Origin of the sequence: Mycobacterium pinniadriaticum (assembly GCF_026242045.1) — a bacterium.
GTDB classification, from domain to species: domain Bacteria; phylum Actinomycetota; class Actinomycetes; order Mycobacteriales; family Mycobacteriaceae; genus Mycobacterium; species Mycobacterium pinniadriaticum.
The window spans coordinates 43,572-59,238 of sequence record NZ_JAPJDO010000006.1 but is presented as its reverse complement, the minus strand read 5'-3'; the positions used below and the strand labels follow the sequence as shown (position 1 = coordinate 59,238).

The window sequence follows — 15,667 nt, the reverse complement described above, 5'->3', positions numbered from 1 at the left end:
ATCACTCCGGTTTGGTGCTGCGGCCCAACAGCAGCGCCACCGCCTGGTCGACCGAAAGCCCCTTGTGGCACACCTGGTGAACCGCGTCCGTCAGTGGCATCTCGACGTCATAACTGGATGCCAGGGCCAAGATCGATTCGCATGAGGTGACGCCCTCGGCGACGTGACCGCCGGCGGCGAGTTGCGCGGCCTGGATCGTCCCGCCCCGGCCGAGGCGTTCGCCGAAGCTCCGGTTACGCGAATGCGGCGACGTGCAGGTCGCCACCAGGTCGCCGACCCCGGCCAGACCCGCCAACGTCGCCGACTTGGCGCCCACGGCAATACCCAACCGCATGATCTCGGCCAGCCCACGGGTGATGATCGCGGCCGCGGTGTTCTCCCCCAGCCCCACTCCGGCCGCCATACCGCAGGCCAGCGCGATGACGTTCTTGCAGGCCCCGCCGATCTCGGTGCCGATGACGTCGGCGTTGGTGTACGGACGGAAATAGCCGGTGCTCAGTGCTCGCTGAAGGGCGACGGCACGGCCGGAATCAGTCGAGGCGACCACCGTCGCCGCAGGTTGCTGCACCGCGATCTCATCGGCCAGGTTGGGGCCCGAGACCACCGCCACCTGGCTGGGGTCGACCCCGGTGACCTGCACAATGACCTGACTCATCCGCATCAGGCTGCCCAGCTCGATGCCCTTGGCGAGGCTGACCAGGGTGGCGTCTTCGGCGATCAGTCCGCGCCATTGTTCGAGGTTGGCGCGCAGCGTCTGGGATGGAACGGCGAGCAACACGGTGGTCAGCCCGTCAAGAGCCTCGCCGGCGTCGGTGGTGGCGCGGATGGCAGGTGGAAGCTCGATTCCGGGGAGGTAGGGCGTATTGGTGCGCGCGGTGTTGATCTCCTCGGCGACCTCGGCGCGACGCGCCCACAACCGAACCTCCGAGCCGGCCTCGGCCAGCACCTTGGCCAGGGCAGTTCCCCATGCGCCGGCGCCCATCACCGCCGCGGTGCCCACCGTGCTGGTCATGCTCATTAACGTAGCCCACGCCACTGCGGCGACCGCCTGGCAGGAATGCGGTCGGTCGAGACGACGCTGGAAGGATGGTGAACATGAGCGGCGGAGCCGATACCGGCGTGATCATCGCGGTCAAGCGCCTCGCGGCCGCCAAGACCAGGCTGAGCCCGGTGTTCGCTACGGGCACTCGCGAGCGGGTCGTGCTCGCGATGCTCGTCGACACCATCACGGCAGCCCGTGCGGTCAGCGCCGTCGGGTCGATCACCGTCGTCACCCCCGACGACACGGCGGCGTCGGCCGCGCGGGAACTGGGCGCGGCGGTGCTCGTCGACACCACGCCACCATCTGATCCTGACCCGCTGAACACCGCCGTCCGGCTGGCCTGGACCAGCGTCGCCGAGCAGACCGCCAATACTGTTGTGCTCCAGGGAGATTTGCCGGCATTGCAGACCGACGAGCTGGCCGAGGCGCTGTCGCAGGCACGATCGCATCGGCGCAGTTTCGTCGCCGACCGCCACGGCAGCGGGACCGCGGCGCTTTTCGCCTTCGGTGCTCCGCTGGACCCGCTGCTCGGCCGTGATTCAGCCCGCCGGCACCGCGACTCCGGGGCTGTCGAACTGACCGGCACGTGGCCGGGGCTGCGCTGCGACATCGATACCGTCGAGGACCTGCAGGCCGCCCGGCTGCTGGGTGTCGGGGCGGCGACGACCAGGGCAATCGCGCACCGATGACGGTTAACAGCCCCTGAACGGACATCGACTTTCGGCCGCCGCCGTCCACACTCCCCGCCGATGAGGGATGATCGCAACTGTGACCGAGACGGAAACCGAAGCCCGCTCCACGGACGACGACTGGCAGCCCGGTGAGGCACCGGAGGCCCCGCCGGCGGCCACCGACATCACGGACGACAACGAGCTGCCCGACAACCGGTACCTCAATCGCGAGCTGAGCTGGCTGGATTTCAATGCCAGAGTGTTGGCCTTGGCGGCCGACACCTCACTGCCTCTGCTGGAGCGGGCGAAGTTCCTGGCGATCTTCGCTTCCAACCTCGACGAGTTCTACATGGTCCGGGTGGCCGGGCTGAAACGTCGCGACGAGATGGGACTGTCGGTGCGTTCGGCCGACGGCCTCTCCCCACGGGAGCAGCTGCGCCGCATCGGCGAGCGGACCCGCCAGATCTCGTTGCGCCAGGCCGAGGTTTTCATCGAGTCGGTGCGTCCCGCGCTGGCCGAGGAAGGCATCCGCATCGTCACATGGGCCGAGCTGACCGACGACGAACGCAGTGAGCTCTCGACCTATTTCCACGAGCAGGTGTTCCCCGTTCTCACCCCGCTCGCCGTCGACCCGGCACATCCGTTCCCGTTCGTCAGCGGTTTGAGCCTGAATCTGGCGATCACGGTCAAGTCACCCGACGACGGCGGCGAACACTTCGCCCGCATCAAGGTTCCCGACAACGTCGACCGGTTCGTCGAACTCATCGGCGCCAACGGGGAAAGCGATATCGTCCGATTCCTGCCCACCGAGGAACTCATCGCGGCTTTCCTGCCGGTGCTGTTCCCCGGCATGGAAATCGTCGAGCACCATGTCTTCCGCATCACCCGCAACGCCGACATGCAGGTCGAGGAAGACCGCGACGAAGATCTGCTCCAGGCGCTGGAGCGGGAACTGGCACGGCGGCGGTTCGGATCCCCAGTTCGCCTGGAAGTCGCCGACGACATGACCGAGCACATGCTCGAACTCCTCCTGCGCGAACTGGACGTCGATCCCAGCGATGTGGTCCAGGTGCCGGGGCTGCTGGATCTTTCGTCGCTGTGGCAGATCTACGGCGTCGATCGCCCGGCGCTCAAGGATCGCCCGTTCGTGCCTGCCACCCACCCCGCGTTCGGTGAACGCGAGACGCCGAAGAGCATTTTCGCCACCCTGCGCGACGGCGATGTGCTGGTGCACCATCCCTATGATTCGTTCTCGACGAGCGTGCAGCGCTTCATCGAACAGGCCGCCGCCGACCCGAATGTGTTGGCCATCAAGCAGACGCTGTACCGGACCTCCGGCGACTCCCCGATCGTCAACGCGCTCATCGACGCCGCCCAGGCGGGCAAGCAGGTGGTGGCCCTCGTCGAGTTGAAGGCCCGCTTCGACGAGCAGGCCAACATCAAATGGGCCCGCACACTGGAAGACGCCGGCGTGCACGTCGTCTACGGGTTGATCGGGCTGAAGACGCACTGCAAGACCTGTCTGGTGGTGCGTCGCGAGGGTTCGACGATCCGTCGCTACTGCCATATCGGCACCGGCAACTACAACCCCAAAACCGCACGGCTCTATGAGGACGTCGGTCTGATCACCGCCGCGCCCGATATCGGCGCCGACCTGACCGACCTGTTCAATTCGCTGACCGGCTACTCACGCAAGGTCAGCTACCGCAATCTGCTGGTGGCCCCGCATGGGGTCCGCAAGGGCATCATCGAACGCGTCGAACGCGAAATCGAGGCGCATCGGCATGGCGGACAGGGCCGGATCCGCCTCAAAGCCAACGCCCTTGTCGACGAACAGGTCATCGACGCGCTGTACCGGGCATCACAGGCCGGGGTTCGCGTCGAGGTCGTCGTTCGCGGCATCTGCGCACTGCGGCCCGGGGCCGAGGGCTTTTCGGAGAACATCGTCGTACGCTCGATCCTGGGCCGCTTCCTGGAACATTCGCGGATCTTCCACTTCAGGGCGATCAACGAGTTCTTCATCGGCAGCGCCGACATGATGCACCGCAATCTGGATCGCCGCGTCGAGGTGCTGGCCCAGGTCAAAGACCCCCGCCTCACCGGATATCTCGACGAGATATTCGAGTCGGCGATGGATCCCTCGACGCGGTGCTGGGAGCTTGGCCCCGACGGCCACTGGACGGCGGCGCCGCAAGACGGGCGCCAAGTCCGCGACCACCAGGTGTGGCTGATGGAACGCCATCGGCAACCTTGAGTGCGTCCTCCGATGCAACCCACCAAGTCCGGTCCCGGCTGGGACCCGAATTGATTTGCGGGAGTTGAGGTGGCCAAAAGAGCGTCACGCGACAGCTCGAGGACCAAATCGACCAAGAAAGCAGCGGCGAAAAAAGGGAAGCCATCCCGGCGGGTGATCCTCGCGGCCGGCGCGGCACTGTGGCGGCCCGACCCCGCCACCGGCGAACCGCACGTCGCGCTGATTCATCGGCCCCGTTACGACGATTGGTCGTTGCCGAAGGGCAAAGTCGACCCCGGTGAGAACGAACCGATCGCCGCGGTGCGCGAGATCTGGGAGGAGACCGGTCAGCGATCACAGCTGGGCCGGCGCCTGATCCAGACCCGCTATCAGGTCCCGCAGGGCTCCAAGGTCGTTCACTACTGGGTGGCGCGGGCGCTTGGTGGTGAATTCATTCCGGGACCCGAGGTCGATCGAATGGAGTGGATGCCGGTCGACGAAGCGGCGCAACGACTCACCTACCCGCACGATCGAGATGTGCTCACGGCCTTCACCAAACAGCCCGCCGCGACCGAGACGGTGCTGATCGTTCGGCACGGCACCGCGGGAATCAAATCCCGGTACAAGAGCGACGACCGCGGTCGGCCGCTGGACAAGAACGGCCGCGCACAAGCCGAGTCGTTGGTCGGGCAACTGATGGCGTTCGGGGCCACCGACATCTACGCCGCCGATCGCGCCCGCTGCATCCAGACCGTCGAGCCGCTGGCGCAGGAGCTCGGCGTCAAGGTCGCCGCCGAAGCCAGCCTCACCGAGGAGGCCTACGCCGCCGACCCCGAAGCCGCGCACAAACGCATCGTCGAGATCGCCGCCCGCGGCGGAACACCGGTCATCTGCACACAGGGCAAGGTGATTCCCTATCTGCTGGCGTGGTGGCGGGGCAATGACAAGCCGGACAAGTCGCGCAATCGAAAAGGCAGCACGTGGGTGCTGTCGTTGAACGGCGACCGCATCGTCGCCGCTGACTACATCGATAGTCCGCTGGCGACGAGACCCTGACACGCGAATACGCCGCGGGCATTGCGCCCGCGGCGTATCCAACGTCTGAACTTAGCGGCGACCCTTCTTGGCCGGGGCCTTCTTGGCCGGAGCCTTCTTGGCCGGAGCCTTCTTGGCCGGAGCCTTCTTGGCCGGAGCCTTCTTGGCCGGAGCCTTCTTGGCCGGAGCCTTCTTGGCCGGAGCCTTCTTAGCCGGAGCCTTCTTGGCCGGAGCCTTCTTAGCCGGAGCCTTCTTAGCCGGGGCCTTCTTAGCCGGAGCCTTCTTAGCCGGAGCAGCCTTCTTCACGACCGCCTTGCGGACGGCCTTCTTGGCGGCGGCCTTCTTGACCGGGCCGGCGACAGCACCGCGCTTGACGGCCGGACCTTCGGCCGGAAGCTTCTGAGCACCGGAGACGACAGCCTTGAATTGAGCGCCGGGACGGAAAGCGGGAACGGAAGTCGGCTTAACCTTGACGGTTTCGCCGGTGCGCGGATTGCGCGCCACACGGGCGGCACGACGCCGCTGCTCGAAAACGCCGAAACCGGTGATGGTCACGCTGTCGCCCTTGTGCACCGCGCGCACAATGGTGTCGACGACGTTTTCCACCGCCAGAGTTGCTTGCCGACGATCTGAGCCCAATTTCTCCGTGAGTACGTCGATGAGCTCTGCTTTGTTCATTCAATTCCTCCGAAGCCAGTGGTCCACTTTGGACCGACTGCAGAACACGGTAAACCCAAGGCCTGCAGATTTCCAAGAGCCACGCCCAATTTCAGGCACTACTTAGGAGGATTTCAGCAATCCGCTTGCCGCCCTAGGGCGGTGAATCCGGGGGGCCGAACCCCCGGCTTGGGAACGGGAATTCGGCGTCCCGGCCCCTTCAGGAGGGCGTCGAAATGCGCGGCTTCCAGCTCGGCCGGTTCGCCTCGAAAGCTTCGATTTCACTGAGTTTCCGCAGCGTAAGGCCTATATCGTCGAGCCCTTCCAGCAGCCGCCACGCGGTGTAATCGTCAATCGTGAACGGCACCACGGCTGTTCCGGCGGTGATATTTCGATCTTGAAGATTGACAGCGATTTCCAGCCCTGGATTCTGCTCGATGAGCTTCCAGAGAAGTTCGACATCATCCTGAGTTACTTCAGCCGCCAACAGCCCCGCCTTGCCCGCGTTGCCGCGAAAGATGTCGGCGAAGCGTGACGAGATGACGACCCGGAATCCGAAGTCCATGAGCGCCCAGACCGCATGTTCGCGCGACGATCCGGTGCCGAAATCGGGTCCGGCCACCAGAACCGAACCCCGGTCGAAGGGACTCAGATTGAGAATGAATGAGGGATCGGTGCGCCACGCGGCGAACAATCCGTCCTCGAATCCCGTTCGGGTGACCCGCTTCAAATACACCGCGGGAATGATCTGATCGGTGTCGACATTGGACCGGCGCAGCGGAACCCCGATGCCGGTGTGGGTGTGAAATGCCTCCATCGTGTTCTCCTTAGCGGGTCTAGTTTGTGAGATCGGCGGGTGAGGACAGCGTTCCGCGCACCGCGGTCGCGGCGGCGACTGCCGGCGATACCAGGTGCGTGCGGCCGCCCTTGCCCTGCCGGCCTTCGAAATTCCGGTTGGATGTCGACGCACAGCGCTCCCCCGGCGATAGCTGGTCGGGATTCATCCCGAGGCACATCGAGCAGCCCGGCTGGCGCCACTGGGCACCGGCCGCGGCGAAGATCTCGCCCAGCCCTTCAGATTCGGCCTGCGCACGCACCCGCATCGATCCCGGCACGATCAGCATCCGTACACCGTCGGCGACGGCGCGCCCACGCAGCACGTCGGCCACCACCCGAAGGTCCTCGATGCGTCCGTTGGTGCACGAACCGACGAACACCGCGTCGACCGCCACATCGCGCATCGGAGTGCCCGCCCGGAGGTCCATGTATGCCAACGCCTTCTCAGCGGCCTGCCGCTCGGAATCACTGGTCATGAGTTCCGGATCGGGCACCGCTTCGGCCAGCGGAACCCCCTGGCCGGGGTTGGTACCCCACGTCACAAAGGGACTCAGTGTCGTCGCGTCGATGTAGACCTCGGTGTCGAATTCGGCACCCTCGTCGGTCTTGAGCCCCTCCCACGCGGCCACCGCCGCGTCCCAGTCCGCACCCGAGGGCGCGTAGGGGCGACCCCGCAGGAATTCGTACGTCGTCTCATCCGGCGCCACCATCCCGGCCCGGGCTCCGGCCTCGATGCTCATATTGCAGACGGTCATCCGGCTTTCCATCGACAGCGATTCGATGGTGCTGCCCCGGTATTCGATGACATAGCCCTGGCCGCCGCCGGTGCCGATCTTGGCGATGACCGCCAAGATGATGTCCTTGGCACTCACCCCGGGTGGCAGCGGGCCGTCCACGTTGACCGCCATCGTCTTGAACGGCCGCAGCGGAAGTGTCTGGGTGGCAAGAACATGCTCGACTTCCGAGGTCCCGATACCCATCGCGATCGCACCGAAGGCTCCGTGCGTGGAGGTGTGGCTGTCGCCGCACACGATCGTCATCCCCGGCTGAGTCAGCCCCAGCTGCGGGCCCATCACGTGGACGATCCCCTGCTCGGCGTCACCCATCGGGTGCAGCCGGACACCGAACTCGGCGCAGTTGTGCCGCAACGTCTCGACCTGGGTACGGGAGATCGGGTCGGCGATCGGCTTGTCGATGTCGACCGTCGGCACGTTGTGATCCTCGGTCGCGATGGTCAGGTCGGGACGGCGCAGCGGCCTGCCGGCCAGCCGCAGTCCGTCGAAGGCCTGCGGGCTGGTCACCTCGTGGATGAGATGGAGATCGATGTAGATCAAATCGGGTTCGCGCGATGCGCCGGTCCCGGCGCCGGCGACCACGACGTGGTCGTCCCACACCTTCTCGGGCAGGGTCCTGGGCCTGTCGGACTGAGCCATGACTTCTCAATTCACTTTCCGATATCCGAAACATAAGTCTGGATATCTCATATTTCGGGACGCTAGTATCTCGATATGAGACAGGATAGCGGCATCGGGGTGCTCGACAAAGCCGTGGGTGTACTTCACTCGATCGCCGATTCGCCGTGTGGGCTGGCCGAACTCTGTGATCGGACCGGCCTCCCGCGCGCCACCGCGCACCGGCTCGCCGCCGGCTTGGAGGTCCACCGGCTGTTGGCCCGGGACAGCGCCGGGCGGTGGCGACTGGGACCGGCCATCAGTGAACTGGCGGCCCAGGTCAACGATCCGCTGCTGGCGGCAGGCGCGACGGTGTTGCCCCGGCTGCGGGAGATCACCGGTGAGAGCGTGCAGCTCTATCGCCGCGAAGGCACCACCCGGATCTGCGTGGCCGCACTGGAACCCCCTGCCGGGCTTCGCGATACCGTGCCCGTCGGGGCACGTCTGCCGATGACGGCCGGTTCTGGCGCCAAGGTGCTCCTGGCGTTCAGCGATTCCGCCACGCAGCAATCCGTGCTGCCGACGGCGAAGTTCACCGAACGAACCCTGGCCGAGGTCCGCCGGCGCGGCTGGGCACAAAGCGCCGCCGAGCGCGAACCGGGAGTGGCCAGTGTGTCGGCCCCGGTCCGCGACCGCAGCGGCGCGGTGGTCGCGGCGGTGTCGGTGTCCGGTCCGATCGACCGGATGGGCCGTCGCCCCGGTGCTCGCTGGGCTGCCGACCTGGTGGCCGCGGCCGATGCCCTCACCCGCAGACTGTGATCCCCGCGACAGCCACGTGAGATCGCCTGACACACTGACGCCATGGGAACCAACCAACGCAACCAGATCGTCATGTCGGAGGCCGAGATCGCCGATTTCGTGGCGCGCTGCCGCACCGGCACCATGGCGACCATCGGGCCCGACGGCCAGCCCCATCTCGTCGCGATGTGGTACGGCGTGCTCGACGGCGAGATCTGGGTCGAGACGAAAGCCAAGTCCCAGAAGGCGGTCAACCTGCGGCGCGACCCGCGGGTGAGCTTTCTCATCGAGGACGGCATGACGTACGACACGCTGCGGGGCGTCGCGTTCGAAGGTGTGGCCGAGATCATCGAGGACCCCGACACCATTTTCAAGGTCGGCGTCAGCGTCTGGGAGCGCTACAACGGGCCCTACACCGACGATCTCAGGCCGGCCGTCGACATGATGATGAACAAGCGGGTCGCGGTACGCATCGCGGTCAACCGCATCCGATCGTGGGATCACGGCAAGCTCGGCATGCCCCCGATGCCGCTGGCCGGATCCACCGCGCCTGCCGAATGATCAGGACGGGCGGCGGTAACGGTCGCCGCCCCACCTGAAACTGTTGACGTATTTGCCCATGTCCATGGCAAGTTCGAGGTTGGCGCCCGACGGGTGGCCGGTCCCGTAGTCGGGACTGAACTGGTGGTAGGGGCCGACCGCAGCGGCGATGAGGGCGTAGTCATGCTTGACCGCCACCATCACGATCACCCGCAGCCTGGTGTAAGTGGCCGCCGAATCCTGCGGGTACACGTCGGCGACGACGCCGTACCCCGGTTGGTAACCGACTGACGCGTTGGGGATCTCGTAGTCGACCGCGACCCCGGGGTAGGTGCTGCTGATGAGTCGCTGTGCGATCTGCTCGGGTGTGCGGCCCGCGGCGGGCTCACCGAACAGTGTCAACGTGCCGGTATCCCCACCCAGGTACGTCAACTCGACCCCGTGCAGTCCGGGCGGGTCGAAGGTGACCTCGTAGGCGGAACCCTCCTCGGGGTAGGACACGGAGAAGGCGCCGTCGTCACCGCTGAACCGCGGATTGGTCTCGACCGGGGTGCCGAGCGGGGGTCTGCCGCAATCAGGCGGGCACACAACAGCCTTCGGTGCGGGCGTGATCAGCACCGAGGCGACCACCCCCGCAGCCACCACCGCGGCCAGACCGCCGGCCAGCGGACCCAAGACGCCGCCGTAGCCGCCCGTCGTCTGCGACGGCGCGCGGAAGACGACCCCGCACTCGCTACAGAACGCCGCGTGGGCCGCGAGATGTTGGCACTCCGCACACGTCGATGTCCCGTTGGCGCGGGTGTTTCCCCGCGCCTCGTGGATCAGGGCCGCTGAAATGACGATCCGCAACACGACCACCGCCAAGCCGGCGATCAGTAGATGCAGCACCCCGTACAGTTCCGACGGAACCGGGATGACATCCACCACTCCCATCGCGGCGACCACGATCACGGTCACCAGCACGGCCCCCGGCACCACCCCGCGGTATCGGCAAGACATCGTGGGAAGGCTGGTGGACCACAGTGCGACGCCGACGATGCCGCCCACCGCGACACCGACCAGAGGCCAGGCCAGCCCCTCGACCGCCGCTTCCACCAGAAGGCTGCCGACCGGTAGATAGGGTGCGCGCACTCCCATTGCCAGCTGTGGCAGCAACAGCGTCAGGGTGGCGGCAGCGGTGCAGGCCGTCGCGCCCAGCGCACCGATTGCGAATCCGCCGAGTATTTCTCGCGTCGAGCGGTCCAGCACCCGCACCACCACCGCGGGCAGGATCATGACGAAGGCCTCGCTGAGCGGGACGACGATTCCGTACAACACCACCTGGGCGGCATCCGTGTGCGCCCCGAGGGCAGCGTCGTAGGCCTTGGCGACGATCGGCCCCGCGACAAGTGCCCACCCGACACCCAGCCCCAAGCCCGTGGCGGCGGATACGACGGCGTTGCGCACACCGACCGTGCGGCGAATATCGATCTGGCGCAGATAGATGACGAACAGGATCGGCAGCCCGAAGGCCGCGGTCGCGATCATCGCCGCCTGCCACCGCGACAGCGCCAAGCCTCCCAATGCCACCACCAGCAGGATCAGCGCGGCGCGAAAACGATTGCGCGAGCTTCGCGGCAGTCGCGGAAAAAGCGAACTCGTCATCCACGGAAAGAGAACGTGCTCCCCGGGTGCCGCGGCGTATGCGCTGGGCCTAAGCCGACTTCCGGCACCGCCGGTCGACCGCCGGACACCGCAGGATCCACAGAAATCGCCTGACACGACATCGTTTCCGCACACCGGGCAAGAGGTGGCCAACTCCGCTACCCCTTAGCCCGGCGCAAAGCCGGCGACGACAGACTGTTCCTTCTGCGCTTCGAGTAGATTCCGGGCGAGGTTGTCGACGTTGGGGGTCCCCAGTCCGGTCACCAGGTCGTAACCGGGAACGGGATTGTCGACGGCATTGCCGCCATCGGTGACGTCGCGAAATCCCGGCCGCGACGACCCCCGCGCAACCTCGTAGAGCAGCGGGTTGATATCGCCGAGCGGCCTCCCGCCATGGGCGATCACGTACTGATTCATCAACGCCGTCATGCCCGCCCAGATCGGCGCGGCCTGAGAGGTCCCGCCGCCGATCCGCGGGGTCTGCTCGAATACGATGCGCACTCCGGTGAACGGGTCGGCCACCGCGGAGACATCGGGAACCAGTCGCTGTTCGGCACCCCGCCCGGCGACCAGCCCACGTTGGTAATCGGGGCGGGCGAACAACCGCGACGCACCGCCGCTGGTGCCCTGGGACATCGGCACGTCGATCCACGCCTGCTCCCCGAGCCACCTGCCGTCCATATCGGTCGAGAGGGTGGTTCCGCCGACCGAGGTGATCTCGGGGAGCGATGCGATCGTGTCCACGCCGACGTCGTCGGGACCGGGCGGAGCTGACCAGTCTTCGCCGCCCTTGCATTCCAGGCCCGCGTTATCGCCGCTGGCGTCGAAAACCGTGATCCCGCGACGGTGCGCACGGGTCAGGGCGGAACGCACCGGGGCGACGTCGGCCGCGGTGACCAATGCCTCACAACCCCATCCGATCGACAGACTCCAGACCGAGCCCGGATACCGCTGAGCAGCATTGTCGAACATCCGGCCGATCTTCTCAAAATGCCCACCACCGTCGACCGTCGGCAGCGCGTTGACGACCACGAGTCGGGCATCGGGTGCGATGGCATGCGCCACTTGCAGATCCATCACCGTCTCGCCGTGGGCCGCCCCCAGCGGACCACCGACCACTTCGGGGGTGAACCTCGGTAGCCCCGAGGAGTCGGCAAACAGGTCGAGATCATGCTGGTCGTAACCGTCGAACGCGAAGACCACGAGGGTCTGGCCCTTGCCGGTGTACCCGGCCGCGGCCAACGGCGCCGCGTTGTAGGTGGTGAGCAGATGCTGAGGTGTCAAACCAGGTCTGGGCACGTCCAGCGGCAGGACCGGGCGGGCCATTCGATGCGGCAGATAGCTGAGGACCCGCCCCACAGCGGTGACATCACCGCGCAGCGCGGGTGGGAGCGCCGGTTGCCGGGGTGAGGCATAGAACACCTGTCCGCGCCGGCCACGGTAGTCGTTGACCGGGACGCCGAACGCGGCCGCGATGCGATCGGCACCGCCTGTGACGATCGCCCAGTCCTGGCCGGGGCGCCAGCGCACCGCAAGCTCTCGGGCTTGGGCCCAATCAGTCAGTGCCGTGGGGCGTTCGGGGGCAGAAAGCGTGACGGTGAGCTGAGCATCGCCGGCCCGGGACGACCCGAGGTTGGTCGACGCCGCCAGCAGCGACGCGTACGGACCCGTGATGCGCTCGGCGCCGGACCCGGCGCGCCACGGCGCCGGCCCCACCGCTGCCACCGCCACCAGCAGCGTCGTCGCGAGGATCAGCCCGGGCCGGAAACGCACCCTCATCGTTCAGCGGCCGACGCGCGCGCACATTGTGCGTCGCCGATACCGGCCTGGATTACCGCAGCCGCAGACAGCACCTCGGCGTCCGCAACGCCGGACCGGCGACCCTCGGAGCCACGCCCATCCATCACGAGAAGCCTTCTCTGTACTCGACAAGTGCGGTATCGCCGGCTGGTAATCGCGAAGTGGCGAACCTCACTCTGATGCCCGAAATGATTCCACAGCTAATAATCCGACAGCAAGCCTCGCGGCAGCGCACCCATTTGCTGGCCACGACAGGCGGCGGTATCGAAACGACGAATCGCCCGGTCTCGATGACCGGGCGATTTCGTTTGGTAGCCCCGATGGGATTCGAACCCACGCTACCGCCGTGAGAGGGCGGCGTCCTAGGCCGCTAGACGACGGGGCCAGAACCAAATCTCTGGCGCGCCTTGTGACGCACCGGGTTGCCAGCATAGCTCAGAGCCGGTTGCCGACATAATTGCTGGGGTACCAGGACTCGAACCTAGAATGGCTGAACCAGAATCAGCTGTGTTGCCAATTACACCATACCCCATTGGCTGCCTATAACCGCTGCTCAGATGCCTTTTTCCCAGTGTAGCGAGGGATTGCGGGCGCTGTGCCAAGGTTTGCGAGCCGACGAGCACACTATCAAAGATTTCGGCCTCTTTATTCCAGCCCCCCGGCTAGGTCGCGGGCCGCACGCAGTCGCCGCAGGCTGCGGTCACTGCCCAGCAACTCCAGCGACTCGAACAGCGGCGGGCTGATCGTGGCTCCGGTCGCCGCCACCCGGATCGGCCCGAACGCCTTGCGGGGCTTGAGCTCGAGCCGCTCCAGCAGCGCGGCCTTGAGGGCCTCCTCGATCTCCTGCGCCGTCCACTCCGGGGTCACCTCGAGCGCGGCGATCGCCGCGTCGAGCACTGGTACCGCATCGGGGCCGAGTTCTTTGGCAGCGGCCTTGGGGTCCAGTTCGTAGACGTCGTCGTTGAAGAATTTCAGCAGCGCCCACCCGTCGGACAGCACCACGATGCGCGTCTGCACCAGCTGCGCGGCGACGGCGAAGCCCGCGTCATCGAGCCCGGTGTCATGGTTGTGGGCCTCGAAGTACGCGCGTAGCCGGGTGGCGAACTCCGCTTCGTCGAGACGGCGGATGTGTTCGGCGTTGATGGCGTCGGCCTTCTTCTGGTCGAAGCGTGCCGGGTTGGAGTTGACGTCGACGACGTCGAAGGCGGTGACCATCTCGTCGAGACTGAAGATGTCGCGATCCTCGGCGATCCCCCAGCCCAGCAGCGCCAGATAGTTCAGCAGGCCCTCGGGTAGGAAGCCGCGGTCGCGGTGCAGGAACAGGTTGGACTCCGGGTCGCGCTTGGAGAGCTTCTTGGTGCCTTCCCCCAGAACGGGTGGCAGGTGCGCGAATTCGGGCACGCGCTCGGCAACACCGATGCGAATGAGCGCCTGGTACAGCGCGATCTGCCGAGGCGTGGAGGGAAGCAGATCCTCACCGCGCAGCACGTGCGTGATCTTCATCAGTGCGTCGTCGACGGGATTGACCAAGGTGTACAACGGTTCCCCGGTCGCCCGGGTCAGGGCGAAGTCCGGAACGGTGCCGGCGGCGAAGGTCGTCGTGCCCCGAACCAGGTCGTGCCAGCTGATGTCCTCATCGGGCATCCGCAGCCGCAGCACCGCGTTACGTCCCTCGGCCGCGAAGGCGGCGCGCTGCTCGTCGGTCAGGTCGCGGTCGTAATTGTCATAGCCCAGTTTGGGATTGCGCCCGGCAGCGAGGTGTCGGGCCTCCACCTCCTCGGGGGTGGAGTACGCGAGGTAGGCCTCGCCAGAGTCGAGTAGCCGGGTCAGCACGTCGCGATAGATATCCAAGCGCTGGGACTGCCGGTAGGGCTGGTAGGGACCACCGACTTCCGGCCCCTCGTCCCAGTCCAGGCCCAGCCATCGCAGCGCGTCCAGCAGTGCGGCGTAGCTCTCCTCGGAATCACGCGCGGCGTCGGTGTCCTCGATGCGAAACACGAACGTGCCACCGGTATGGCGGGCGTAGGCCCAGTTGAACAACGCGGTGCGCACCATGCCGACGTGCGGGATACCGGTCGGTGACGGGCAGAACCGCACGCGCACTACATCATTGGCCGCCGCGGTCATCAGTGGCCTTTCCGGATCACCGGATTGGTCAATGTCCCGATACCCTCGATGCTGACGCTGACCGTGTCACCGTGCTCCAGAGGCCCGACCCCCTCCGGCGTTCCGGTGAGGATGAGGTCGCCGGGCAGCAGCGTCATCACAGCAGAGATCCACTCGATGATGGCCCCGATGTCGTGGATCATCAACGAGGTCCGGCTCAGCTGGCGCACCTGCCCGTTGACCTCGGTGCGGATCTCCAGATCGGCCGGATCGAGGTCGGTGACGATCCACGGACCGACCGGGCAGAACGTGTCGTGCCCCTTGGCGCGCATCCACTGACCGTCCGCCTTCTGCTGGTCACGGGCGGACACGTCGTTGGCGATGGTGTAGCCCAGGATGTTCTCGGCGGCGCGCGCCGCAGGGACGTCCTTGCAGGGCCGGCCGATCACCGCTGCCAGCTCGCCCTCGTGGTGGACCGGTGAAGCGTTCGTGGGCAATTGAATTGGCACACCCGGGCCGATGATCGCGGTGTTGGGCTTGAGGAAGATGACCGGGTCCTCCGGCGCATCGCCGCCCATTTCCTCGATGTGAGCGGCGTAGTTCTTGCCCATACAGACGACCTTGCTGGCCAGGATCGGCGCCAGCAGGCGCACATCGGCAAGCGGCCAGGTGCGGCCGGTGAACGTGGGCGTGCCGAAGGGATGCTCGGCGATCTCATGAACGATTTCACTCCCCGAGTCCCCTTCGATGCTGACGAAGGCGACCCCGTCGGGACTGGCGATTCGACCCAGGCGCATTCGTCACAGCCTAGTGGGGTGACGGCGCGGGGCCGAAACGCCCCGGGACCAGCGTTGGGTGAGTAGTCACGCAGGGCGTCACTCGTACCGCCTGTGCGCGAGTACTCAACTCCATA

13 protein-coding genes and 2 tRNA genes are annotated in these 15,667 nt (G+C 66.5%); 5 read left to right on the top strand and 10 right to left on the bottom strand.

What is annotated here, in order from left to right; translation table 11 throughout:
- Nucleotide 1: 1 nt before the first annotated feature.
- On the bottom strand, nt 2–1,012 hold the full coding sequence (locus ORI27_RS09175) for an NAD(P)H-dependent glycerol-3-phosphate dehydrogenase (protein ID WP_265996431.1): 1,011 nt from the start codon (nt 1,010–1,012) through the stop codon (nt 2–4).
- 83 nt (nt 1,013–1,095) lie between these two features.
- Between ORI27_RS09175 and cofC the strand changes: the two genes are divergently transcribed.
- The 3 genes from cofC to mutT1 all read left to right on the top strand — a co-directional run bounded on the left by cofC (nt 1,096) and on the right by mutT1 (nt 5,002).
- Nucleotides 1,096–1,731: a 2-phospho-L-lactate guanylyltransferase gene (gene cofC / locus ORI27_RS09170; RefSeq protein WP_265996430.1), complete on the top strand. Its 636-nt coding sequence runs from the start codon at nt 1,096–1,098 to the stop codon at nt 1,729–1,731.
- Nucleotides 1,732–1,798: 67 nt separating this feature from the next.
- Entirely contained in the window at nt 1,799–3,967 is a 2,169-nt protein-coding gene (locus ORI27_RS09165) for an RNA degradosome polyphosphate kinase (RefSeq protein WP_265996429.1), read from the top strand.
- 153 nt (nt 3,968–4,120) lie between these two features.
- Entirely contained in the window at nt 4,121–5,002 is an 882-nt protein-coding gene (gene mutT1 / locus ORI27_RS09160) for an 8-oxo-(d)GTP phosphatase MutT1 (RefSeq protein ID WP_265996428.1), read from the top strand.
- A 51-nt stretch (nt 5,003–5,053) separates the two neighbouring features.
- Here the strand turns inward: mutT1 and ORI27_RS09155 are convergent, their stop codons facing one another.
- The 3 genes from ORI27_RS09155 to leuC form a co-directional block, all read right to left on the bottom strand.
- Entirely contained in the window at nt 5,054–5,659 is a 606-nt protein-coding gene (locus tag ORI27_RS09155; protein ID WP_265996427.1) for an HU family DNA-binding protein, read from the bottom strand.
- A gap of 199 nt (nt 5,660–5,858) precedes the next feature.
- Nucleotides 5,859–6,455, bottom strand: coding sequence for a 3-isopropylmalate dehydratase small subunit (gene leuD / locus ORI27_RS09150; protein WP_265996426.1), 597 nt, complete (start codon nt 6,453–6,455; stop codon nt 5,859–5,861).
- A gap of 19 nt (nt 6,456–6,474) precedes the next feature.
- Nucleotides 6,475–7,908, bottom strand: a complete 1,434-nt coding sequence (leuC, locus tag ORI27_RS09145; protein WP_265996425.1) for a 3-isopropylmalate dehydratase large subunit — start codon at nt 7,906–7,908, stop codon at nt 6,475–6,477.
- A gap of 75 nt (nt 7,909–7,983) precedes the next feature.
- Here leuC and ORI27_RS09140 point away from each other — a divergent pair, with 75 nt between their 5' ends.
- Nucleotides 7,984–8,685, top strand: coding sequence for an IclR family transcriptional regulator (locus ORI27_RS09140; RefSeq protein WP_265996423.1), 702 nt, complete (start codon nt 7,984–7,986; stop codon nt 8,683–8,685).
- 42 nt (nt 8,686–8,727) lie between these two features.
- Nucleotides 8,728–9,225, top strand: a complete 498-nt coding sequence (locus tag ORI27_RS09135) for a pyridoxamine 5'-phosphate oxidase family protein (RefSeq protein ID WP_265996422.1) — start codon at nt 8,728–8,730, stop codon at nt 9,223–9,225.
- On the opposite strand, the gene ORI27_RS09130 is transcribed toward ORI27_RS09135, so the two are convergent.
- From ORI27_RS09130 to ORI27_RS09105, 6 genes are all read right to left on the bottom strand, one after another.
- Complete coding sequence (locus ORI27_RS09130; RefSeq protein WP_265996421.1) at nt 9,226–10,848, bottom strand: zinc ribbon domain-containing protein; 1,623 nt, start codon at nt 10,846–10,848, stop codon at nt 9,226–9,228. It abuts the gene before it with no gap.
- Nucleotides 10,849–11,013: 165 nt separating this feature from the next.
- Nucleotides 11,014–12,627: a S53 family peptidase gene (locus tag ORI27_RS09125; protein ID WP_265996420.1), complete on the bottom strand. Its 1,614-nt coding sequence runs from the start codon at nt 12,625–12,627 to the stop codon at nt 11,014–11,016.
- Nucleotides 12,628–12,957: 330 nt separating this feature from the next.
- Nucleotides 12,958–13,033: transfer RNA gene (locus ORI27_RS09120), tRNA-Glu, on the bottom strand.
- Nucleotides 13,034–13,108: 75 nt separating this feature from the next.
- Nucleotides 13,109–13,180: transfer RNA gene (locus ORI27_RS09115), tRNA-Gln, on the bottom strand.
- A gap of 113 nt (nt 13,181–13,293) precedes the next feature.
- The gene (gene gltX / locus ORI27_RS09110) at nt 13,294–14,775 is read right to left on the bottom strand and encodes a glutamate--tRNA ligase (RefSeq protein ID WP_265996419.1); all 1,482 of its coding nucleotides are present in this window, start codon (nt 14,773–14,775) and stop codon (nt 13,294–13,296) included.
- Nucleotides 14,775–15,551: a fumarylacetoacetate hydrolase family protein gene (locus tag ORI27_RS09105; protein WP_265996418.1), complete on the bottom strand. Its 777-nt coding sequence runs from the start codon at nt 15,549–15,551 to the stop codon at nt 14,775–14,777. The genes gltX and ORI27_RS09105 overlap by 1 nt, the downstream gene beginning before the upstream one ends.
- Nucleotides 15,552–15,667 lie beyond the last annotated feature (116 nt).